17 protein-coding genes are annotated in these 21,117 nt (G+C 70.8%); 2 read left to right on the top strand and 15 right to left on the bottom strand.

Annotation, left to right across the window (positions count from 1 at the left end):
• Window positions 1-104: 104 nt before the first annotated feature.
• The 9 genes from cydD to ACIO9K_RS06100 all read right to left on the bottom strand — a co-directional run bounded on the left by cydD (window position 105) and on the right by ACIO9K_RS06100 (window position 13,118).
• A complete protein-coding gene (cydD, locus tag ACIO9K_RS06140; protein ID WP_400327353.1) occupies window positions 105-3,632 on the bottom strand; it encodes a thiol reductant ABC exporter subunit CydD in 3,528 nt (1,175 codons plus the stop codon).
• 4 nt (window positions 3,633-3,636) lie between these two features.
• On the bottom strand, window positions 3,637-4,662 hold the full coding sequence (gene cydB, locus ACIO9K_RS06135) for a cytochrome d ubiquinol oxidase subunit II (RefSeq protein WP_363621097.1): 1,026 nt from the start codon (window positions 4,660-4,662) through the stop codon (window positions 3,637-3,639).
• A 19-nt stretch (window positions 4,663-4,681) separates the two neighbouring features.
• Complete coding sequence (locus ACIO9K_RS06130; RefSeq protein WP_363581536.1) at window positions 4,682-6,226, bottom strand: cytochrome ubiquinol oxidase subunit I; 1,545 nt, start codon at window positions 6,224-6,226, stop codon at window positions 4,682-4,684.
• Between the two features lie 477 nt (window positions 6,227-6,703).
• The gene (locus ACIO9K_RS06125) at window positions 6,704-8,068 is read right to left on the bottom strand and encodes an oxygenase MpaB family protein (RefSeq protein ID WP_400327350.1); all 1,365 of its coding nucleotides are present in this window, start codon (window positions 8,066-8,068) and stop codon (window positions 6,704-6,706) included.
• 4 nt (window positions 8,069-8,072) lie between these two features.
• Window positions 8,073-8,651, bottom strand: a complete 579-nt coding sequence (locus ACIO9K_RS06120) for a Uma2 family endonuclease (protein WP_400327348.1) — start codon at window positions 8,649-8,651, stop codon at window positions 8,073-8,075.
• A 206-nt stretch (window positions 8,652-8,857) separates the two neighbouring features.
• Window positions 8,858-9,808, bottom strand: a complete 951-nt coding sequence (locus ACIO9K_RS06115) for an LAETG motif-containing sortase-dependent surface protein (protein ID WP_363621093.1) — start codon at window positions 9,806-9,808, stop codon at window positions 8,858-8,860.
• A 174-nt stretch (window positions 9,809-9,982) separates the two neighbouring features.
• Window positions 9,983-11,593 (bottom strand): sensor histidine kinase, encoded by a 1,611-nt coding sequence (locus ACIO9K_RS06110; RefSeq protein ID WP_400327345.1) that lies wholly within the window; start codon window positions 11,591-11,593, stop codon window positions 9,983-9,985.
• 12 nt (window positions 11,594-11,605) lie between these two features.
• Window positions 11,606-12,394 carry a response regulator transcription factor gene (locus ACIO9K_RS06105; RefSeq protein WP_400327343.1) on the bottom strand — a complete coding sequence of 263 codons (789 nt, stop codon included), beginning with the start codon at window positions 12,392-12,394 and terminating at the stop codon, window positions 11,606-11,608.
• 250 nt (window positions 12,395-12,644) lie between these two features.
• On the bottom strand, window positions 12,645-13,118 hold the full coding sequence (locus ACIO9K_RS06100) for a carboxymuconolactone decarboxylase family protein (protein ID WP_400327341.1): 474 nt from the start codon (window positions 13,116-13,118) through the stop codon (window positions 12,645-12,647).
• Window positions 13,119-13,260: 142 nt separating this feature from the next.
• Between ACIO9K_RS06100 and ACIO9K_RS06095 the strand changes: the two genes are divergently transcribed.
• Window positions 13,261-14,217: an RNA polymerase sigma-70 factor gene (locus ACIO9K_RS06095; RefSeq protein WP_363621087.1), complete on the top strand. Its 957-nt coding sequence runs from the start codon at window positions 13,261-13,263 to the stop codon at window positions 14,215-14,217.
• On the opposite strand, the gene ACIO9K_RS06090 is transcribed toward ACIO9K_RS06095, so the two are convergent.
• From ACIO9K_RS06090 to ACIO9K_RS06065, 6 genes are all read right to left on the bottom strand, one after another.
• Window positions 14,175-15,299, bottom strand: a complete 1,125-nt coding sequence (locus ACIO9K_RS06090) for a methyltransferase domain-containing protein (RefSeq protein WP_400327339.1) — start codon at window positions 15,297-15,299, stop codon at window positions 14,175-14,177. The genes ACIO9K_RS06095 and ACIO9K_RS06090 overlap by 43 nt on opposite strands.
• Window positions 15,280-16,269, bottom strand: coding sequence for an ATP-grasp ribosomal peptide maturase (tgmB, locus tag ACIO9K_RS06085; RefSeq protein ID WP_400327337.1), 990 nt, complete (start codon window positions 16,267-16,269; stop codon window positions 15,280-15,282). The genes ACIO9K_RS06090 and tgmB overlap by 20 nt, the downstream gene beginning before the upstream one ends.
• 1 nt (window position 16,270) lies before the next feature.
• Entirely contained in the window at window positions 16,271-16,609 is a 339-nt protein-coding gene (locus ACIO9K_RS06080; RefSeq protein ID WP_400327335.1) for a hypothetical protein, read from the bottom strand.
• Window positions 16,610-16,742: 133 nt separating this feature from the next.
• A complete protein-coding gene (locus ACIO9K_RS06075; RefSeq protein WP_400327333.1) occupies window positions 16,743-17,573 on the bottom strand; it encodes a helix-turn-helix domain-containing protein in 831 nt (276 codons plus the stop codon).
• Window positions 17,570-18,097 (bottom strand): DUF6879 family protein, encoded by a 528-nt coding sequence (locus ACIO9K_RS06070; RefSeq protein ID WP_400327331.1) that lies wholly within the window; start codon window positions 18,095-18,097, stop codon window positions 17,570-17,572. Before ACIO9K_RS06070 ends, ACIO9K_RS06075 begins: the two co-directional genes overlap by 4 nt.
• Entirely contained in the window at window positions 18,081-18,272 is a 192-nt protein-coding gene (locus tag ACIO9K_RS06065) for a hypothetical protein (RefSeq protein WP_400327511.1), read from the bottom strand. Before ACIO9K_RS06065 ends, ACIO9K_RS06070 begins: the two co-directional genes overlap by 17 nt.
• Before the next feature lie 616 nt (window positions 18,273-18,888).
• Between ACIO9K_RS06065 and ACIO9K_RS06060 the strand changes: the two genes are divergently transcribed.
• On the top strand, window positions 18,889-21,090 hold the full coding sequence (locus ACIO9K_RS06060; RefSeq protein WP_400327329.1) for a transglycosylase domain-containing protein: 2,202 nt from the start codon (window positions 18,889-18,891) through the stop codon (window positions 21,088-21,090).
• Window positions 21,091-21,117: the final 27 nt, after the last annotated feature.

Raw genomic sequence — 21,117 nt, 5'->3', positions numbered from 1 at the left:
GACGGCGCGACTCGGGAACCGCGCCCTGCCCGGGCCCGACGAGCGGCCCCGACCAGGCTGAACGGGCGGCCCCGACCAGGCTGAACGGGCGGCCCCGACCGGGTCTAACGGGTGGCCCCGACCGGTTCCAGCAGCCCGTCCGCCTCCCGCTCCCGCCGCCACATGGTGTGCAGCCGCCCGTCCCGGTCCGCGATCAGCTCCGACCAGCGGCCGCGCTCGGCGACCCGGCCGCCGTCCAGCACCAACACCTCGTCGACGGTGGTGTCGTCCAGTCCGGCCAGCCGGTGGGTGATCAGCACGGTGGTGCGGCCCTCGGTGGCGGCCAGCAGGTCGGTGGTGAGCGCGTCGGCGGTGGGCAGGTCGAGGTGTTCGGCGGGCTCGTCCAGGACGAGCACCGGGAAGTCGGCGAGCAGGGCCCGGGCCAGTGCGAGCCGCTGCCGCTGGCCGCCGGAGAGCCGGGCGCCGTGCTCGCCGACCATGGTGTCCAGGCCGTCGGGCAGGGTCAGCGTCCAGTCCAGCAGCCGGGCGGCGGCGAGCGCGGCACGCAGGTCGTCCTCGGTGGCGCCCGGCCGGGCCAGCCGCAGGTTCTCCCGCAGCGAGCTGTCGAAGACGTGGGCGTCCTGGGCGCACAGTCCGATCACCCGGCGGACGTCCTCGCCCGCGAGCGCGCGGCTGTCCACAGCCTGTGGACGGCCGTCGGCGAAGGTGACGCCGCCCGCGCTCGGCTCCAGGAACCGCAGCAGCGCCTGGGCCAGGGTGGTCTTGCCGGAGCCGGACGGGCCGACCACGGCGATCCGGCGGCCGGCCGCGAGGTCGAGGTCGACGCCGGTGAGCGCGTCCACGGCCTGCCCGGGGTGCCGGACGGTCAGTCCGCGCACGGCGACCGGCAGCGGCTGTTCGGGCAGCGCGGCGGGCGCGGCCGGCTCCGGGACGGCGGCCTCGGCCTCCAGCACCTCGTCCAGCCGGGCCCGCGCGGCCCGGCTGCGCTGGCGCGCCTGGACGGCCAGCGGCATCCCGGTGACGGCCTCGAACGCGGCCAGCGGGGTGAGCACGACCACGGCCAGGCAGACCGGCGCCAGCGCGCCGCCGTGCACCCCCTGGACGCCGACGGCCGCCGCGGCGGTCACGGTCAGCCCGGTGAGCAGCGCGATCAGCCCGGTGCCGAGCGCGGTGGTGGCCGCCGAGCGGGCGGCCAGCCGGGTGAGCGCGGCGTCGGCGCCGTGGACGGCCGCGAGCCGGCCGGGCAGCGCGCCGGCCACGGTGAGTTCGGCGGTGCCGGTGAAGGCGTCGACGACGGTGGTGGCGAGCCGCCCGCGCTCCGGGGCCTGCCGCCGTTCGGCGCCGGCCGACCAGCGGGCGGCCAGGGCGGGCACCACCGCGCCCGCGAGCAGCAGCCCGACCCCGAGCACGGCCCCGGCGGCGGGCAGGAAGGCGCCCATCGCCGCCGCCGCGGCCAGCGAGACCACGCCCGCCACGGCGGCCGGCAGCCGCCAGCGCAGGTGGTGGTCCTGGATCGCGTCGACGTCGGAGACCAGCCGGGAGAGCAGGTCGCCGCGCCGGAAGGCGGGCAGCCCGGCCGGGGCGAGCGCGGTGAGCCGCCGGTAGACGGCGGCCCGCAGGGTGCCGAGGGTGCGCAGCACGGCGTCGTGCGAGACCAGCCGCTCGGCGTAGCGGAAGACGCTGCGGCCGATGCCGAAGGCCCGTACCGAGGTGACGGCCATCATCAGGTAGAGCACCGGCGGCATCTCGGAGGCCCGGGAGATCAGGTAGCCGGAGGTGGCCATCAGCGCGACGGCGCAGCCGAGGGCGAGCGCGCCGAGCAGGACGGACAGCGCCAGTCTCGGGGTGGCGGCGGCGGCTTCGGGCTCGTCCTGTGCCGCGGCGGGGGCGGGCGTCGGCCGCCCGCTGTGCGCGGGCCGCTCGACCGCAGCGGAGGACGCAGCGGAGGCCGCAGCCGCGGCCGGGCCGGCGGCCGGGGCGGGTGCCCCCGTCAGCCGGACCCGGTGGTCGGCGACGGCCAGCAGCGCCGGCCGGTGGGCGACGATCAGCACGGTGCGCGCCGGGTCCTCGGCGAGCGTCCGGACGGCGTCCACGACGGCGGCCTCGGAGGCGCCGTCCAGGTTGGCGGTCGGCTCGTCGAGGAGGACCAGCGGCCGGTCGTCGGCGAGCAGGACGCGGGCGAGCGCGAGCCGCTGGCGCTGCCCGGCGGAGAGCCCGGCGCCGTCCTCGCCGAGCGGGGCGTCCAGCCTGGTCACGAAGTCGAGCGCGTGCGCGGCCCGAAGCGCCGTCCACAGCTGCTCGTCGGTGGCCTCCGGGCGGTAGAGCCGCAGGTTGTCGGCGACCGTCCCGGCGAACAGGTGCGGGTGCTGCGGCACCCAGGCGATCTGCCGCCGCCAGCTCGCCGGTTCCAGTGCGGCCAGGTCGTGGGTCCGCCCGTCGGCGGCGGTGATCCGGACGGTGCCGGCGTCCGGGGCGACGAGGCCGAGCAGGACGGCGAGCAGGGTGGACTTGCCGGCCCCGCTCGGGCCGGTGAGGGCGGTGGTGGTGCCCGGGCGCAGGGTCAGCGCGGCGCCGTCCAGCGCGGGCTCGGCCCGCCCGGGGTGGCGTACGACCAGGTCGGAGACGGCGACGACGGCCCCGGTGAGGGCGGGTGCGGGCACCGTGCCGGCGGCGGGCAGCGGGGTCTCCAGCACCTGGAAGATCTCGTCGGCGGCGGTCAGGCCCTCCACGCTGGAGTGGTAGAGCGCGCCGACCTGGCGGATCGGGAAGTACACCTCGGGGGCGAGGATCAGGATCAGCAGCCCGGTCTCCAGGTCGAGCGTGCCGTCCACCAGCCGGAAGCCGACGGTGACCGCGACCAGCGCGACCGACAGGGTGGAGAGCAGTTCCAGCGCGAAGGAGGAGATGAAGGCGATCCGCAGGGTGCGCAGGGTGGCGCGGCGGTAGTCGGCGGTGATCCGGGCGATGGTGGCGGCCTGGGCGCGGGCCCGGTTGAACACCTTGAGGGTGGGCAGTCCGGCCACCACGTCGAGGAAGTGGTGCGAGAGCCGGGCCAGGGTGCCCCACTGCCGGTCCATCCGGCTCTGGGTGGCCATCCCGATCAGCACCATGAACAGCGGGATCAGCGGGAGCGTCCCGGCGATGATCGCGGCCGAGGCGAAGTCGGCGCCGACGATCCGCAGCAGCACGATCACCGGGACGACGACGGCGAGCGCCAGCTGCGGCAGGTAGCGGGCGAAGTAGTCGTCCAGCGCGTCGACGCCGCGGGTGGCGAGGGTGGTGAGTTCGCCGGTGCGCCGGCCCGCCAGGTAGGCCGGGCCGAGCGCGGTGGCGTGGTCGAGCAGCCGGCGCCGCAGGGTGGACTTCACCCGGGCGACGGACCGGTGCGCGGTGAGTTCGGTGAGCCAGCCGACCAGCCCGCGCCCGACGGCCGTCAGGGCGAGCAGCAGCAGCGGCGTGGTCAGCTCGCCGAGGGTCGCCTGGCGCTGGAAGGCGCGGACGACGATCTCGGCGATCAGACTCGCCTGGGCGACCACCAGGGCCGCTCCCGCCCCGCCGAGGAGCACGGATCCGGCGAGGAAGGCACGGGTGGTGCGGGCGTACCCGAGGAGTCGGGGGTCGACCGGCTTCACGGCGTCAGGCCTGGTCGAGCGCGGCGGCCGGGTCGTGCCCGGGGATGTGCTGGACGCCGATGCGCTTGCGGAACACCCAGTACGTCCAGCCCTGGTAGAGCAGCACGAGCGGCGTGAACACCGCGGCCACGATGGTCATCAGCTTCAGCGTGTACGGCGAGGAGGCCGCGTTGGCGACGGTCAGGCTCCAGCCGTCGTTGAGGGTGGAGGGCATGACGTCCGGGAAGAGCGCCAGGAAGAGCATCGCGACGGCGGCCACGATGGTCGCCCCGGAGAGGATGAACGCCCAGCCCTCGCGCCCGAGCTGGTTGGCCGCCAGCGCTCCGACCAGGGCCAGCACCGCGATGACCAGGGCGGCCAGGCTGCGGCCGTTGCCGTTGTCGGCCTGCGTCCAGAGCAGGAAGGCCAGCGCCAGCACCGCCGCCACCACGCCCACCCGCAGGGCGGTGGCCCGCGCCCGGTCGCGGATCTCGCCGACCGTCTTGAGCGCCGCGAACACCGCGCCGTGGAAGGTGAACAGGCTGAGCGTCACCAGTCCGCCGAGGATGGCGTACGGGTTGAGCAGGTCCCAGAAGGTGCCGACGTAGTTCTTCTGCGCGTCGATGTCGACGCCGCGCACGATGTTGGCGAAGGCCACGCCCCACAGGAAGGCCGGGAGCAGCGAGGTCCAGAAGATGGCCTCCTCCCAGTTGCGCTGCCAGCGCGCGTCGTCGCGCTTGGCCCGGTACTCGAAGGCCACGCCGCGCACGATGAGGCAGACCAGGATGATCAGCAGCGGGATGTAGAAGCCGCTGAACAGGGTCGCGTACCAGTCCGGGAAGGCCGCGAAGGTGGCGCCGCCGGCGGTCAGCAGCCAGACCTCGTTGCCGTCCCAGACCGGGCCGATGGTGTTGATCAGGACGCGCCGTTCGGCGGTGTTGCGGGCGAGCGGCTTGGTGAGGATGCCGATCCCGAAGTCGAAGCCCTCCAGGAAGAAGTAGCCGATCCACAGGACCGCGATCAGTACGAACCAGACGTCGTGGAGTTGCATGTCAGATCCCCTGTGGTCCTCAGTAGGCGAAGGCGAGAGGCTTGTCGGCGTCGTCGTCCGAGGACGGTCCGCGCAGGGTCGGGTCCTTGGCGGGGGGCTGCTCGGTCACCACCGGGCCGGCCTTGGCGTACTTCACCAGCAGCCGCACCTCGACGACGGCGAGGATCGCGTACAGCAGGGTGAAGGTGGTGAGGGCGCCGATCTGGGTGCCGACGCTCACGTTGGGGGAGACCGCGTTCGCCGTGGTCATCAGGCCGAAGACGGCCCACGGCTGGCGGCCCATCTCGGTGAAGATCCAGCCGAAGCTGTTGGCGATCAGCGGGAAGCCCATGGTCAGGATGCCGATCCGCCAGCTCCACTTGGTGAGGAACGGACCCATCTCCCGTCCGGGGGTGAGCATCAGCCGGGGCACCTCGGTCTCGCCGGTGCGGAACTCGGGGCGCAGGAACTTCTTGCGCCGGGTGGTCCAGAGCCCGATCAGGCCGGCCACGAAGGAGGTCATCCCGAAACCGATCATGAGGCGGAAACCCCAGTAGGTGACGAAGATGCTCGGGATGTAGTCCTTGGGGTCGCCGCCGTACTTGGCGGCCTCGGCGGCCGCGGTGTCGTTGATTCCGGGGACGGAGGAGTTGAAGTCGCTGTGGGCGAGGAAGGAGAGTATCCCGGGGATCTCCAGCTCGACCGAGTTGTGCCCCTTGCTGACGTCGCCGACCGCGAAGATCGAGAACGGCGCGGGCGACTGGGTGTCCCACAGGGCCTCGGCGGCGGCCATCTTCATCGGCTGCTGCTCGAACATGACCTTGGCGAGCGAGTCGCCGCTGAGCGCGGTGCCGGCGCCGAAGACCACGGCGAGGACCAGGCCGAGCCGCAGCGAAGTGCGCATCACGGCGGTCTTCTTGGGGTCGGCGCTCTCCGGCTTGCGCTTGGCCTTCCAGAGGTGGAAGGAGGCGATGCCGACCATGAAGGCCGCGCCGGTGAGGAAGGCGGCGGTCAGGGTGTGCGCCACCACGGTGAGGGTGGTGTTCTGGAACAGCACCTTGGCGATGTCGGTGAGCTGGGCCTTGCCGGTGGCCGGGTCGATCGAGTAACCGACCGGGTGCTGCATCCAGGAGTTGGCCGCCAGGATGAAGTAGGCGGAGAGCACGGTGCCCAGGGCGACCATCCACATGCAGGCGCAGTGGATCTTCTTCGGCAGCTTGTCCCAGCCGAAGATCCACAGGCCGATGAAGGTGGACTCGAAGAAGAAGGCGATCAGCGCCTCCATCGCGAGCGGGGCGCCGAAGACGTCGCCGACGAAGCGGGAGTAGTCGGACCAGTTCATGCCGAACTGGAATTCCTGGACGATGCCGGTGACCACGCCCATCGCGATGTTGATCAGGAAGAGCTTCCCCCAGAACTTGGTGGCGTGGAAGTACTTCTCCTTGTTCGTCCTCACCCAGGCGGTCTCCAGCCCGGCCACGATGGCGGCGAGGCTGATGGTGAGCGGGACGAAGAGGAAGTGGTAAACGGTGGTGATGCCGAATTGCCATCGCGCGATGGTCTCGTGAGCGATTGCCAGCTCCACGTCGCCCTCTCTCCAACCGACCGGCCCTGTTGAAGGGCATGTTTCGGACAAACTTCATCTATAGCTGTAGACCGCTGCCCAACCACGCAAGCTTGTCCGCTTGTGAACGTGAACACGTTCACAAGGAGCAGTATCCATCATCCTTACGAAGGAATCGCAGGCGGGGTGGGATTGACACCTTCGGAACGGTGTGTAGCCGTACGTAGCGGGGCGTGGCCGCGTGTGGCCGTGTGTGGCCGTGCGGCGGCGGTGCAGTGGTGAACGCAGTGGCGGTGGGGACAGTCTGCGGAGCCGCCGACGGCCCTGACAACGAACGGCCGGGCAGCCGGCGGAGCGATCTTGGCCGATCCGTCGCTTGACACGACGGCGCCCACGCCGTCGCGGACGGCGTGGGCGCTGACCGGGCCAGGGGGCCCTGGCCCTTTCCGCGTTCTTCCGCTACGCCCTTCGGCTACGTCCGGCCATTACGCCCGGCCATTACGCCCGGCCGAGGAGCTGGGTGCCGGGGGTGGAGTCGGCGCGGGCGGTGAAGAACTCGGTGAAACCGTGCAGGAACTCCTCCACGGTGATCCGGCCGTCCCCGTCCACGTCCAACTGGCGGAACCCGTGCGAGAGTTCGGCCGGATGGACGCGCGGTCCACCGAACACCGCCCGGTACTCGTCCGCCTCCAGGAAGCCGCTGCCGTCGGTGTCGGCGGCGGTGAACACGGCCCGCAGCGCGGGCAGCAGCCCCTGCTCCAGATAGGCCGGATCCCGGTCGCAGCCCGCGACGGTGGCCGCCACGAACTCCTCCCGGCTCACCTTGCCGTCGCCGTTCGCGTCCATCGCCTCGCGCAGCTGCTCCCACCAGCCGTCGAAGGCCTGGTACACCCGCGCCTCGGCGGCCTCGTCCAACTCCAGCTGCCAGCACACGTTGTGCGCCATCGCCCGCAGGTCGTGGACGGTGAGGAAGCCGTCGCCGGTCTGGTCCAGCACCTCGCGGAAGAACCGGTCCACCCGGGACCCGCGCGCGTCCCGGCGCGGCGGACGCCACCGGGACGGGGCACCCCCCTGCCCCGGGGAGCGGTAGCGCAGCCGGTCCGGCAGCCGCGGGACGACCGCGCCGGCGCCCCGGTGCAGCAGCCAGGACAGCAGCGCGGCCCGCCGCGTCCGCACCAGCCCGAACCGCTCCCGCACCGCCGGCGGCAGATCCGCCACCGTCAGCGCCGTGATCGCCCGCGCCACCACCGCCCGCAGCACCCGCCACCCGGCGTCGCCGAGGAACCACAGCCGGCGCGGCCGCGGCGCCCCGCGCAGCATGTCCTCCAGCAGGTAGCGGGCCGCCTCGGTGAACTCCAGCCGCTCGCGCGCCGCCCGGGCGAAGTACGCGGGCAACTCGGCCGCACTGCCGGGAAGTTCGCCCTCAGGCAGCCCGAAGGCCGCCACCGACCCGGTGAACTCCTGGTACGCCGCCTCCAGTTGACCGGCATCGTACGGGTCCCCGCCCAGCCGCCGCATCGCGACCACGCACTCGAACAGCGTCAGCAGCACCCACGCCCGGGTCGACGCGTCCTCGGCGTCGTACGCCCGCCCGTCCGGCGCCGTCCCGCGGATCCGCTTGTGCGCCCGGTCCAGCCGCGCGACCTCCCGCCGCAGCGCCTCCCCGTCCTGGTAGAACAGCCGCCGCCCGCTCCCCAGCGTGTGCTCCACCCGCCGCCACGGATGCGCCTGGTACGTCGAGTGCTCGGCCATCCCGGCCCCCACCACCGGATCCGCCGCCTGCAGCACCAGCAGCCGCCACGCGACCAGCGCGATCCGCCACTCGGACAGGTCCCGCCGGAACGACACCCCGGGATCAACCACGGGATCAACCACGGCGCTCACCGGTGACCTCCGGCCCGATCACGAACCCCTTGGCGGGGCCCTCGGGGATCACGGCCTCCTCGCCGTACGGGATCCGGGTCGAGGACGCGTACGCACGGCGTTCGGGGTCGGGGCGGGAAAGTACGGTCACGGTACCGCCGTGATCGTAGTCATCGATGACCACGTACACCGGAATGTCCGCGGAAGCGTAGGCGCGCGGCTTGAATTCCTGGTCACGGCGTTCGTAGCAGTCGGGCCACACGACCTCGGCGACAAGGGGGATCCCGGACGCCAGAAGCCCCACACCCTCCGGGTGTTCGATCGCCTTCGTGTCGTCCGGTGCCACGGCGAAGTCAGGTTTCATCGCCTTCAAACCGGCGATCACATACCGGCCCTGCGTCGCCGTGTACCCCGTCCCGCGCAGGTGCTTCGTCAGCGCCTTCCTGAGGCCACCTCCCACCGCCGCATGGCGGAGGTCACCGATGACCGAGATGGTGATGCTGTCATCTCCGATCTCTGCGCGCGCGATCTTCGGGACGGCCATGGCCTTCCAGGCCTTCCATAACCTCTGATCAGGGTCCATAGCGATCTCCCGGTGCGTGAGTGAGCACGTGGACCGTCGCACACGACCGGGGGGCCGGTCGGGTGAACGGCCGAGGTTCACCCGATCGGGGCGTTTCGGGCCCGGAAACGCGAGACCGCAGGGCGGGCCGGGAGGGGGCCTGCCCTGCGGTTCGGGGGTGCTGTGGGGTTCGCGCCCTCCTCCCGAGCGGGCGCGAACCGGGTGGATCAGGAGGAGGAGCGGGCCGGCTTGCGGCGGGAGACGTAGAGGGCCGCGGCACCCAGGCTGAGGGCCAGGCCGGAACCCAGCGCCAGGTACGGGGTGGCCGGGTTGGAACCGGTCTCGGCGAGCTCGGTGGTCGAACCGGTGGTCGCCTTGGCCGGGGCGGCGGTCGTCGACCTGGCCTGGCTGCTCGCGGTGGTCGCCTTGGTGCCGGCACCGGTGCCGTTGTTGGTGGTGGTCGCGGTGGTGTCCGAGACCGGGGTGACGGCGGCGGGCTGCTGGGCCGGCTGCTCCGCCGGGGCCGGGGCGGGCTGCTCGACCGGCTTCTCGCTCGGCTTGTCGGCGGGCTTGTCGGCGGGCTTCTCAGCGGCGGCCTTGGCCTCGGCGAGGGCCTTGTCCGCGGTGGCCTTGGCGGCGGCCGCGGTCTTGGTGGCCTCCTGCAGCACGCCGAGCTTGCGCATCGCCGCGACCTTGGCGTCGTCCAGCGCCGTGCCGGCGGCGGTCACGGCGGCCTTGGCCTTGGTGTCCGCGTCGGTGGCGGCGTTGGCGGCGTCGAACGCCGCCAGCATCCGTACCCTGGCCGCTTCCAGTTCCTCCGGCTTCGCGGAGCGGTACGCGGCCGAGGCCTCCACGGCTTCGTTGTAGGTCTTCTCGTGGGCCGCGGCGGCCGTCTTGGCGGCGGCCTGGGCCTCCTGGAGCTTGCCGAGGTAGGGCTGCGGGTTGTTCATGAAGGCCGTGGTCTCGGCCTGCCCGGCGGCCTCGGCGGCGACGGCGGCCTGGTGGGCCTTGGCCGCGGCGGCGGCGGCCTTCTCCAGCTCCGCGATCGAGCCGGTGTCGTTCCGGGTCTGCGCCGTCGAAGCCGACTCCGCGAAGGCGGGTGCCGCGGAGAGCATGGCTGCGGGCGAGATCACGGCGGCGACGAGGGCGGCCGAGACCAGCGTACGGCGGAGTTTCACAATGACCCCTTTCGGGTCGGAAAGAAAGCAAAAGCCGTGTGCCGGGCTGTTCTTGACGACCCGACGGCGTTGATCATAGGCACACGGATTCTTTACGCTCTATGCCGCATTCCGGCAATGAAAACGGCCCGCCATTGCTTGGTCAGCAAGGGAATTGACGTGTCGACAATGCCGTCAGGAAGTCCGGTCACCGTTGGTGGGCAGTTCGACCCGGAACGTGGCGCCGGCGCCGGGGGCGGTGTCCAGGGTGAGGGTGCCGCCGTGCGCGTGGGTGAGCGCGGTGGCGATGGCGAGGCCGAGTCCGGCGCCGCCTCCGCCGTGCCGGCTGCGGGAGGCGTCGACCCGGTAGAAGCGGTCGAAGACCCGCTGGGCCTGGCCGTCGGTGAGCCCCGGCCCGGCGTCGGCGACCTCCAGCAGGCAGACACCGCCCGCGCCGCCGACCCCGATCCGCACGGGGGTGCCGGGCGGGGTGTGCTTGACCGCGTTGCCGACCAGGTTGGTGACCACCTGGCGCAGCCGGGCCTCGTCGCCGAGGACGGGGGCCGCGCCGGGGGCGCCGGTGCCGGACGGGCCGGTGAGGGAGACGGGCCGGGTCGGGTCGAGGGCGGTGAGGTCGTGCAGCGCGTCCGCGGCGAGGGTGCGCAGGTCCATCGGGGCGAGGTCGAGCGGGCGTTCCTCGTCGAGCCGGGCGAGCACCAGCAGGTCCTCGACCAGGGCGCCCATCCGGACGGCCTCGCTCTCGATCCGGGTCATGGTCCGCTTGACGTCCCCGTCGGTGGGCAGCGCGCCCATCCGGTAGAGCTCGGTGAAGCCGCGGATCCCGGCGAGCGGGGTGCGCAGTTCGTGCGAGGCGTCGGCGACGAACCGGCGCATCCGGGCCTCGGATTCGGCGCGGGCGGCGAAGGCGGCCTCGATCTGGGTGAGCATGCCGTTGAGCGCGATGGAGAGCCGCCCGACCTCGGTGCCGGGGGAGAGTTCCGGCATCCGGTGGGAGAGTTCGCCGTCGGCGATCCGGGCGGCGCCGGCCTCGATCCGGCGCAGTGGCCGCAGCCCGGCCCGGACGGCGAAGAAGCCGAGCCCGGCGATCAGCAGCAGGACGGCGCCGCCGATCGCGAGGAAGGAGCTGCGCAGCTTGCCGACGGTGGCGTCGATGTCCGCGCGGGAGACGGCCACCATGACGTAGGTCGCGGTGACGGCGGGCGAGGCGTAGTCGCTGGGGCTGGCGGCGGCCGGGGCCCGGGGGGTCTGGATCGGCAGCACGAGCACCCGCCAGTTGTAGTGGCCGCGCTGGTCGGGCAGGTCGAAGGGGACGTCGGGCTCGGTGCGGGTCGGGTCGAGGCCGGCGAGTTGGGGTGCGGGGTCGCTGTCGGAGACGGGCTGGCGCATGACGGCCTGCACTTTGCCGTCCGAGGAGAGGTACTGGACCAGGTACTGGCTGGGCAGGGTGCTGCGCTTGCCGGTGACGGCGGGGCGCCCGGCCTCCGGGGTGCCGACCCGTACCGGGCCCTTGTGGGACAGCGGCAGCCCGTACCGCTGGAGCTGCTCGTCGAGTTGGTCGACCAGCTGTACCCGGACGGTGCCGAGCACGACGGCGTCGCTGACCGCGAGCCCGGTGGTGACCAGCACCAGCGCGAGCACCAGCAGCCGGGCGCGCAGGGACAGCCGGGACAGCCCGGACAGCCTCGACAGCCGGGAGAACAGCCGGGAGAACGGCCGCCGGGGCAGGGGCAGCCGGGAGAACGGCCGCCGGAACACCGACAGCCGGGTGGAGAGCCGGGCGGACACGGAGCGGACCGGTCAGCCCTGCGGGGGGCGGCGCAGCGCGTAGCCGATGCCGCGCACGGTGTGGATCAGCTTGGGGCCGTGGGCCGGGCCGGAGTCGAGCTTGCGGCGCAGGTAGGAGATGTACGACTCGACGATGGAGAGGTCGCCGCCGAAGTCGTAGGCCCAGACGTGGTCGAGGATCTGCGCCTTGGAGACCACCCGGCCGACGTTGGCCATCAGGTAGTGCAGCAGCTTGAACTCGGTCGGGGAGAGCGCGACGGGGGTGCCGGCCCGGGTGACCTCGTGGGCGACCGGGTCGAGGCTGAGGTCGGCGACGATGAGCCGGCCGTCCTCGGCGGGCCCGCCGGAGCGGCGCAGGATGGCGCGGATCCGGGCGATCAGCTCCTCCAGGCTGAACGGCTTGGTGACGTAGTCGTCGGCGCCCGCGGCGAGGCCCTGGACCTTGTCGCCGACGCCGTCCTTGGCGGTGAGGAAGAGCACCGGGAGGTGGTCGCCGGGGTGGCCGTGCACGGGCCCGGCGATCTGGCCGCGGTTGGTCCGCTCGCGCAGCTTCTCGACGACGGTGAAGCCGTCGAGGTCCGGGAGCATCACGTCGAGGACGACGAGGTCGGGGCGTTCGACGGCTATCAGGTCGAGGGCCTCGGTGCCGCTGGCGGCGGAGGCGACCCGGAAACCGGAGAAGCGCAGCGAGGCGGCGAGCAGCTCGCGGATGTTGGGTTCGTCGTCGACGACGAGGAGGAAGGCCTCGCCAGGGCCGCCGGCCACCGTGGACCCGCCTGGTGTGGTGACTGTGCCTTGCACGGGGCTTTCGCCTCCTGGTCGGACGATGGCATTCGGCATGAGGCTAGCCCCCGGAGGCTATGCGGCATCGATGAATGTTGGATTAACACCTTATCGGTCGGTTTTTTAAGCACAAGGCCCCCAGCGCAGGCTGGGTGGTATGCGCACGGACGGTAACGCCCCGGAAGCGCCGACGGCCGAGAGGCCGACGGCAGGGAACCCGACGCCCGCGGCCGGGGGGACCGCTCCCCGGCCGCGGAACGGGCTCCGGTCAGGCGTGCTGGCCGGGCCGGTAGCCGCCGGCGGGCATCCGGGCGATGACGTTGCCGCGGTTGAAGGCGTTGATGATCGCGATGAGGGCCACCAGGGCCGCGAGCTGCTCCTCGTCGTAGTGCTTCGCGGCGTTCGCCCAGGCCTCGTCCGTGACCCCGCCGGCCGCGTCGGCCAGGCGGGTGCCCTGCTCCGCCAGCTCCAGGGCGGCGCGCTCGGCGTCGGTGAACACCGTCGCCTCCCGCCAGGCCGCGACCAGGTTGAGGCGGGTCGCCTCCTCCCCGCCGTGCACGGCGTCCTTGAAGTGCATGTCGACGCAGAAGCCGCAGCCGTTGATCTGGCTGGCGCGCAGCTTCACCAACTCCTGGGTCGCGAACGGCAGAGTCGATTCCACGATCACCTTGTTGGCCGCGATGAGGTGCTTGAGGAACTTGGACATGGTCTGGCTGGCGAAGGGGTTCAGGCGGGCTTCCATCGTGTGCTCCCTTGTCGTCGTCCGCTGGTGTCCTCTGAGACAGGGCACCCCGGCGGGCCGTGACAGGTGAGGATGTGATCTGCGCCACTGCCGCCTGGGCGCCGTTGGATACCCTGCTCGGCGAACCGAGGGAGGGGTTCCAGTGCCGGAATCAGCCATCACCACGGACGCGACCGGATACCGGCCGCTGCTGTTCTCCATCGCCTACGGGATGACGGGCTCCGTGGGCGACGCCGAGGACATCGTCCAGGACGCCTTCCTCGGTCTGACCCGGGCCGACCAGGCCGGGACCACGATCACCAACCTCAAGGCGTACCTGACCACGTCGGTGACCAGGCTGGGCATCAACCATCTGACGTCGGCCCGGGTCCGCCGGGAGACGTACGTCGGCGAGTGGCTGCCCGAGCCCGTCGTGGTCACCGCCGACCGCCCGGGGCCGGCCGAACACGCCGAGCTGGCCGACGCGTTGTCGATGGCGTTCCTCGTCCTGCTGGAGGCCCTCTCCCCGACCGAGCGGGCGGTGTTCATGCTCCGCGAGGCCTTCGGGTACGGCTACCCGGAGATCGCCGACGCCGTCGGCAAGTCCGAGGCCAACTGCCGCCAGATCCTCACCCGCGCCCGCAAGCGCCTAGTCCCCTCGGCCCAAGCCGTCGACACCCGGGCGCGCACGGCGGAGGCCGACGAACTCGCCCGCAGGTTCTTCGAAGCCACCGAAGGCGGCGACCTGGACGCCCTGCTCCGACTCCTCTCCCCCGACGTCGTCTTCCACGGCGACGGCGGCGGCAAGGCCCGCGCCCTCGGCAAGGCCCTCACCGGCCTGCGCCGCGTCGCCCAGCTCCTCATAGGCGGCCTCCGCCGCAACCGCAAACTCGGCGTCACGCTGACGCCCGCCACCGTCAACGGCCGCCCGGGCGCCGTCCTCCACGACGCCGCCGGCCGCGTCGCCAGCGTCCTCGAACTCGACATCGCCGACGGCACCATCCAGGCCGTCCACGCCGTCTCCAACCCCGACAAGCTCACCCACCTCGGCCCGGTCTCCGACATCGGTCTGCTACCTCAAAGCCCCCACCGAACCGAGGATCCGTCCGGCGCCACGTAACCCGCGTACTGCCCCTCCGGCCCCGCCTCGACGGTGAACCACTCACGGCGCGGCCGGTTGCCTTCGAGCCAGCTCTGGTACGCGGCTTCAACGGCCTGCCAGAGGTCGCGGGGGCCGCTGACGTCGACCGTGGACAAGCCGTCGGGGTGGTCCTGCACGCGGGCGGCCGAGCCATCGGCAGGATCGTGCAGGGTACGGCCGTTCCGAATGACCGTGGGGGCGAGGTGGAGACCCGCCCAAAAAGAGAACCCGTAGTCGTCCAGAACTCGGGCGCTGAATTCCGTGATTCGCCCGCCGGCTCGCGGTTCCCGAGCCGGCGGGCTGGGCTCGGCACCTGAACGCAGCGGCATGAACCCGGCGGGCCGGTGCAGGAACCGCCCTGCCGCGCGCCCGTCCGACAGCTTGGTCAGCCGGGCCAGGGCGCCTCCGCCCAGGACATCACCGATCGGGGCGACGATGAGACCGCCCGGCGCGCATTGGTCAAGCCAGGCCTGCGGAATCCGCCGCACCGAACACGTGGCGATGATCCGGTCGAACGGCGCTCCGCCGGGGTGCCCCTCCGCCCCGTCTCCCCGGGCGACGGTCGGCTCGAACCCGACCTCGCGCAACCGCACCCGGGCGGTCGCCACCAACTGCTCGGTGCGATCCACCGTGGTGACGTGGGCCGCGCCGGCCAAGTGGCAGAGCAGAGCAGCGTTGTAGCCCGTCCCGGCCCCGATCTCCAGCACCCGATCCCCAGGCCGGACATCCAGCGCATCGAGCATGTCCGCCATCAGGCTCGGCGCCGTGGACGAGGAGGTGGCCACACCCTTTCGACCATCCAGTCCCGCGTCCTCCGCCTGCACCCCGTCGACCTCGGTCACCAACACCCGGTCCGCATACACCTCCCGCAACCACGAGCTGTCCGTTGCACGCCGCGCCCGATAGACGCCACCCTCCTCCCGGTAGAACACCGGCACGAACGGATGCCGGGGGACATTGAGGAACGCCTCAACCACCCGCGAGGCCAGTACCGCGCTCCCCCGCTCGATCTCCGAGGCCAACCCGATCCGCAGGAGTTGCTCATCGAGGACGCTGGTCATGCCCGGTCGATCCTTCCAGGTAGTCACAGATGGCAGCGGTGATGGGCAGGCCGGTCGCCTGCTCGATGAACCCGTACTGCCCATTCGGGTTCACCTCAAGGAACGTCCATTCGCCCGAGGGGGAAACGACGAAGTCGAATGCGCCGTAGGGGAGGGCGAGTCTTTCGAGCATCCGCCGAACCCCGACCGCGATCTCACTCGGCGGCTCGCAGACCCGGTACGTCAGGCTGTCGTAGTCGCTGCGCCAATCAACCCGAGCCGCGTCCGAGTTGGCGTGGATCTCAGCGGCGAACAACTGGCCATCGACAACGGTGAGCCGCACCTCGTGGGCCTTGGGCACCCATTCCTGGAACAGGTGCGCCGTGGTGGAAATCGACGGGTGATCGGCGTCGCCTGGTTGCAGCACACTCGCGTACACGGCGACCGAGCAGCCATCGAGCGTCCCGCGGATTGGCGTGAAGGGCTTGTAGACCACGGGCTTCCCGATGCCGGTCGCGAACTCCCTTGCCGCTTCAGGATCGTTGGTGATCAACGTCCGGGGGACTCGCACCCCCGATTCAGCCGCCACCCGGAGCTGGAACGGCTTGTACTCGGCGTCAGCAGCACGGCCTGGCGGCGGCAGCCAGCGGCATCGCAACGCGGACAGCAGACCCCCGAACCCGCGCCGCGCCTCGGCGGACGCCACGCCGCGGGCCTCGGAGGACATCGACTCCGGAAACTCCGGCACGGTCGGCCGACGGTAGTAGACCGCTCGTACCGCCGAGAGGTCGAGCGTGCGTCGTTCCGTGGCCAGCGTCCCGCACCAGCCGGCCGCCCCGTCGAGGCTGGCCGACAGGGCCAACCTCGACGGAAACCACGCCGTGTCCGCCCGGAAGACGGGGGTACCGCGCCGATTCAGCTCCTCGATCACGAGGTCGGCGGTGGGATCGAACGCCCCCGTGAGCACGAGGACGGCATCGGCGGTCGGCATCTCAGTCGTCGCTGCTTCCCGGGTCGTCCGGCGCGTCCATCTGCCCAGTGGGCTGGGTCGGGCCGTACGTCTTCGGCGGCGTGCTGGTCATGTAGACGCCGGGCGGGAGTCCCTCGTAGGTGCACGTCTGCGTGTCGTCGTCGTAGTCGATGTCGGCCGACAGGATGCCCCCGGCCCCGGTGACCGGCACCAGGAACCGGAAGGCGAACGGGCTCTCCGGGCCACGCTCGCCGTCCAACTCGGGCAGCGGCGTCGCCCCGGCCGTGCCCATCGGCAGCCGGGACTCCACCCGGTCGAAAACCGGGACTCCCCGCGCCCGGCTCATAACGATGGTGGACATCTATACCTCCCTGTTGTTGCGCCTCATCGAATCGCAGGCCGCGCACTACCGCGCGCGGCCTGCCACACCTCGGCCACACTGCGCTCAGCGCCGTTGGACCGGGCACCAAGCTATGGGCAGGGAGACCTATTTCCTAGACGATTTCCTGTTCCCTCAAGAACTCGTCCAGAATTTTCTCGACCAAACTGCGCATCTCATCGCCGAAATAAGCCATGTCAGCAAATCCGTCGAACTTTCGAACATAGATCTCAACGTCGCGCGGGTCAGTGACCACTACCTCCGCATGGACGGTTTCAACTGTGACTGTACGGTCATCCCGGATGACGAAGGAGTGCCCCGGCACGTCGGATTGAGGCGCGGCGAGAGGAACGATTCGAATATCCACATGCGGCAGGCGAGAAACGGAGATGATGCGGTCCAGCTGGCCAGCCATCATCGCGGCTGAAACGAGGCGCCATCGGAGAACAGGCTCGGTGATGACGAACCGCAGCGTTTTGGTGGTGTCGTAGAGGGATTGCTGCCTTGCAAGGCGTGCTGCGACCACCCTCGACAACTGCTCTTCGGTGAGGCCCCTTCTCGCGAACACGGCACGCACGTACTCCGGGGTTTGCAGCAGCCCGGGAACCAGGGAAGGCTGGAACAGGCGAAGAAGCTTGGTCGAGTCGTCCAACGCTTTGATCTGCTGCTGCTTGCGGTGGTAGCCCAGACGCCGGATCAGACGCCACGCTGTCGCCTCCGTGGCCTCTGCCCGCGCAGCACCCATGTACTCGGCCTTGACGTCATCGGACACGCCTATAGCCGTGAGGATGCGGTCCACGTCGACGACGGTGGGTGACACTTTGCCGGTCTCGATCTTGCTCAACTTGCTCGCAGACATGACAGCGCTGCGAGCCACGGCCTTGGCTTCTTTGCCTGAAGCCTGCCGAAGTTCCCGCAGCGCCGACCCGAGCCGTGTTCTGTTCACTCGCCGTACTGGTCCCACCATTCCGCGAACGGCACGGACCGCGCCATCACCGTGTCACGGTACGCCCTGAACTCATCGATCCGACCGCCGTCGAGGAATTCACTTCCGAGATACTTGCCGTTCCCGTCATAGCTCATCGCAGCCACGGTCTCGTCATCGAACAGCCAGAAGTCCGGAGCCTCCGGGACCGGGTTCTCCTGGCTGGTGGTATCGAGAATGAAGAATTCCTCACCAGCCGCCATGTTCCGCTGGTATCCCCATCCGAGCTCGAACCGAAGGTAGTCGGTGAGCGGACGCGCGAGGATGTGAACCCGATACATGCGCTTACCGGCACACGTGGCGTCGGCCACTGTCCTGACCCAGTCGGCGGTCTTGAAGTCCTCCGGCTGGTCCTCGCCGGCGAGGAATGCACGGTAGGCATCCACTCCGCCCGACTGGCTGTAGTCGTCCAACGTCTCCAACCGGAAAGCATCCCGGTTGAACACCGAGAACCAGTCTCCGAGGGTCCTAGATGAGGTTGTCACGAACGGCCTTTCGAATGAGTTCGACGGGAATTTCGACCAGGATCTCGTGAGCCGGGATTCGGAGGTCGTGTTCGGTCACCTGCACGCCCTGGACGGCAAGCGTGCCCCGATCAGTCAGGTACAGAGTTGGACAATCACCCTCGTCACAGGAACCCACAAGCCTTGTCAGCTCCACCATTGCCCCCTCGATCGCTCGCCACCCCCACGATGCTCCCGAGGCAACCACGACACGGCAAGAGGTTCGCGTTTCCGATACTGGAAACCGCCCAACTTCGAACAGGTGATCAGAAGTTCATCGACCGCACGCCTGTCCGGCGGCAGCCCCTCGCGCGGGTGGGCGCGAGGGGGAGGCGGCTTCGGCGCAGGAAGTCGGCTCGGCCGACTTCCTGCGCCGGGGCGCGGGCAGCGCCGTGACGTACCGCCGGCGACTGGGTGCGGGGCGCGCAGGGGTGCCGTCGGTGGGGCTGGGTGGGGGCGGATCGCACGAGTCGGCGTCGGGGCTCACCGGGCGTAGGCAACCTTTCGGCCCGTTCGCGGCATCTAAGTGGTGTCAGGGCCGCGAGAGGGGGAGGGCGCGGCCGGCGGGAGCCACGGGTGCCGCAGGCATGGTCCGTGGTCATGCCTCGGGGGGGCTGGATTAGTTAAAGGCGGGCTGTATTTCTATTGCGCCAATTTGGTGCGTATGCGATTTGACGCGCCGTGGTCGACTTCCGCTATCTGTTGCACAGCCGTGACAGCCTTGAGCGAAAAAACGTTCGATCCGCAGAGTGTGTGAGGACTAGCATTCCGGGATGGAATCGAATCTCCCTCCGATATTGAATTCCTCCGACAGTGCGGCTCTCCCCCCGCCCCGCAGGACGCCGCTCCGGCTGGCCCGCTTCGGTGCGATCTTCCTGGCGGCGAGCGTGGTGTCCGGTGTGCTGCTGGCTGGCCTCGTCCTGCCCGCCGCCGGCGGTTTCGGGCTGACCGCCAAGGGCACGGCGGAGGGCTTCGAGGACATCCCCAGTGACTTCAAGACCCCGCCGCTCACCCAGGCGACGCAGATCTTCGACGCCAAGGGCGGCCTGATCGCCAAGGTGTACGAGCGCGACCGCACGGTCATCACTCCTGAGCAGATGTCGCCGTTCATGCGACAGGCTCAAGTCGACATCGAGGACGCCCGGTTCTACGAGCACGGCGCCGTCGACCTCAAGGGCGTGCTCCGCGCGATCAGCAAGAACGCCGAGAGCGGCACCGCCTCGCAGGGTGCCTCGACGCTGACCCAGCAGTACGTGAAGAACGTCAACGTCGAGAAGGCGGGCGAGGACCAGGCCGCGGTGCTGGAGGCGCAGCGCAAGACCCTGGGTCGCAAGATCCAGGAGCTCAAGGTCGCGATCAAGCTGGAGGAGGACCTGTCGAAGGACCAGATCCTCACCAACTACCTCAACATCACGTACTACGGGAACGGCGCCTACGGCGTGGAGGCAGCCTCCCAGCGCTACTTCAGCAAGAGCAACAAGGACCTGACCATCGCCGAGGCCGCCATGCTGGCCGGGCTGGTGCAGAACCCCTCCCAGTACGACCCGAAGCTGCACCCGGTGGCCGCGCAGAAGCGCCGGGACACGGTCATCGACAAGATGCTGGAGAACAAGCACATCACCGCGGACCAGGCCAAGGAGGCCAAGGCCGCCCCGCTGGGTCTCAACTTCAAGGACCCGCAGAACGGTTGCATCACCGCCACCGCCCAGGGCGGCATGGGCTTCTTCTGCGACTACGTCCGGCACGTGGTCAAGCAGGACCCGGCGTTCGGCCAGAGCGCCGCCGACCGCAAGAAGTTCTGGGACACCGGCGGCCTCAACATCTACACCACGCTGGACCCGGACAAGCAGGCCGCCGCCCAGAACGCCGTGACCTCCAACGTGAAGATCACCGACAGCGTCTCGGCCGCCGCCACCATGGTCGAGCCGGGCACCGGCAAGATCCTCGCCATGGCCCAGACCCGCCCGTACGGCCTGGACGCCAACAAGAACCAGACCGTCGTCAACCTCAACGTCGACGCGGCGATGGGCGGCGGCAACGGCTTCCAGCCCGGCTCCACGTTCAAGCCGGTCGTCGCGGCCGCCGCCCTGGAGGCGGGCCTGCCGGCGACCCAGGAGTACTCGGCCCCGAACAAGCTCGAATACCCGACGATGAAGACCTGCGAGGGCACCTGGAAGAACCAGGGCCGGCCCAAGACGGTGGTGCCCAACGAAAGCGAGAACGAGAAGGGCCCCTACCAGCTGAAGCAGGCGATGGCGCTCTCGGTCAACACCTACTTCGTGCAGATGGAGCAGGAGATCGGCCTCTGCGCGGTCAAGCAGATGGCCAACAAGCTGGGCGTCACCGGCAAGGCCAGCGGCAAGCCGCTGGAGGAGGTCCCCGCGATGGCGCTGGGAGTGGAGGAGATGAGCCCGCTGACCATGGCCAACATCTACGCGACCTTCGCCGCCCAGGGCACGCACTGCGCCCCGATCGCCATCAACAAGATCACCACCGTGGACGGCAAGGACGTCCCCGTCCCGGCCGGCCAGTGCGAGAAGGCGTTCTCCGATGACACGGCGCGGGCGATGAACACCGTCCTGAACGGCGTGACCGAGAACAAGGGCACCGGCGCGGCTCTCAACCTGGACGACAACCGGCAGATCGCCGGCAAGACCGGCACCTCGGACCGCAAGCGGGCCGCCTGGTTCAACGGCTACACCCCGCAGCTCGCCACCGCCGTCTGGCTCGGCGGCCCCAACGGCGGCGTCGAGATGCGCAACATCACCATCAACGGGAAGTACCACAGCGAGGTGTTCGGCGCCGACGGCCCCGGCCCGATCTGGCAGGACGCCATGAACCAGGCCCTGCGCGGCACGCCCAAGAAGTCCCTGCCGATGGCCGACATCCCCGACCCGGCACCCAAGTCCGACCCGAACAACACCGGCACCGGCACGGGCGCCCCCGCCACCACCCCGCCCGGCCCGCAGCACTGACAGCAGTCACACCGGCGGCCCCTTGCG

It is taken from the genome of Kitasatospora sp. NPDC087271, assembly GCF_044744605.1.
Classification (GTDB): Bacteria; Actinomycetota; Actinomycetes; order Streptomycetales; family Streptomycetaceae; genus Kitasatospora.
The sequence above is the reverse complement of the archived record's forward strand: the minus strand, read 5'-3'. Positions and strand labels throughout refer to the sequence as shown.

What these genes read in the sequence shown, in the direction of transcription:
- tgmB (WP_400327337.1), bottom strand. Translation starts at nt 16,269, where the DNA reads ATGCCGACCGCCGATGCCGTCCTCGTGCTCACGGGGGCGTTCGATCCC.
- ACIO9K_RS06120 (WP_400327348.1), bottom strand. Translation starts at nt 8,651, where the DNA reads ATGGACCCTGATCAGAGGTTATGGAAGGCCTGGAAGGCCATGGCCGTC.
- ACIO9K_RS06060 (WP_400327329.1), top strand. Translation starts at nt 18,889, where the DNA reads ATGGAATCGAATCTCCCTCCGATATTGAATTCCTCCGACAGTGCGGCT.
- ACIO9K_RS06080 (WP_400327335.1), bottom strand. Translation starts at nt 16,609, where the DNA reads ATGTCCACCATCGTTATGAGCCGGGCGCGGGGAGTCCCGGTTTTCGAC.
- ACIO9K_RS06100 (WP_400327341.1), bottom strand. Translation starts at nt 13,118, where the DNA reads ATGGAAGCCCGCCTGAACCCCTTCGCCAGCCAGACCATGTCCAAGTTC.
- ACIO9K_RS06090 (WP_400327339.1), bottom strand. Translation starts at nt 15,299, where the DNA reads ATGACCAGCGTCCTCGATGAGCAACTCCTGCGGATCGGGTTGGCCTCG.
- cydB (WP_363621097.1), bottom strand. Translation starts at nt 4,662, where the DNA reads ATGCAACTCCACGACGTCTGGTTCGTACTGATCGCGGTCCTGTGGATC.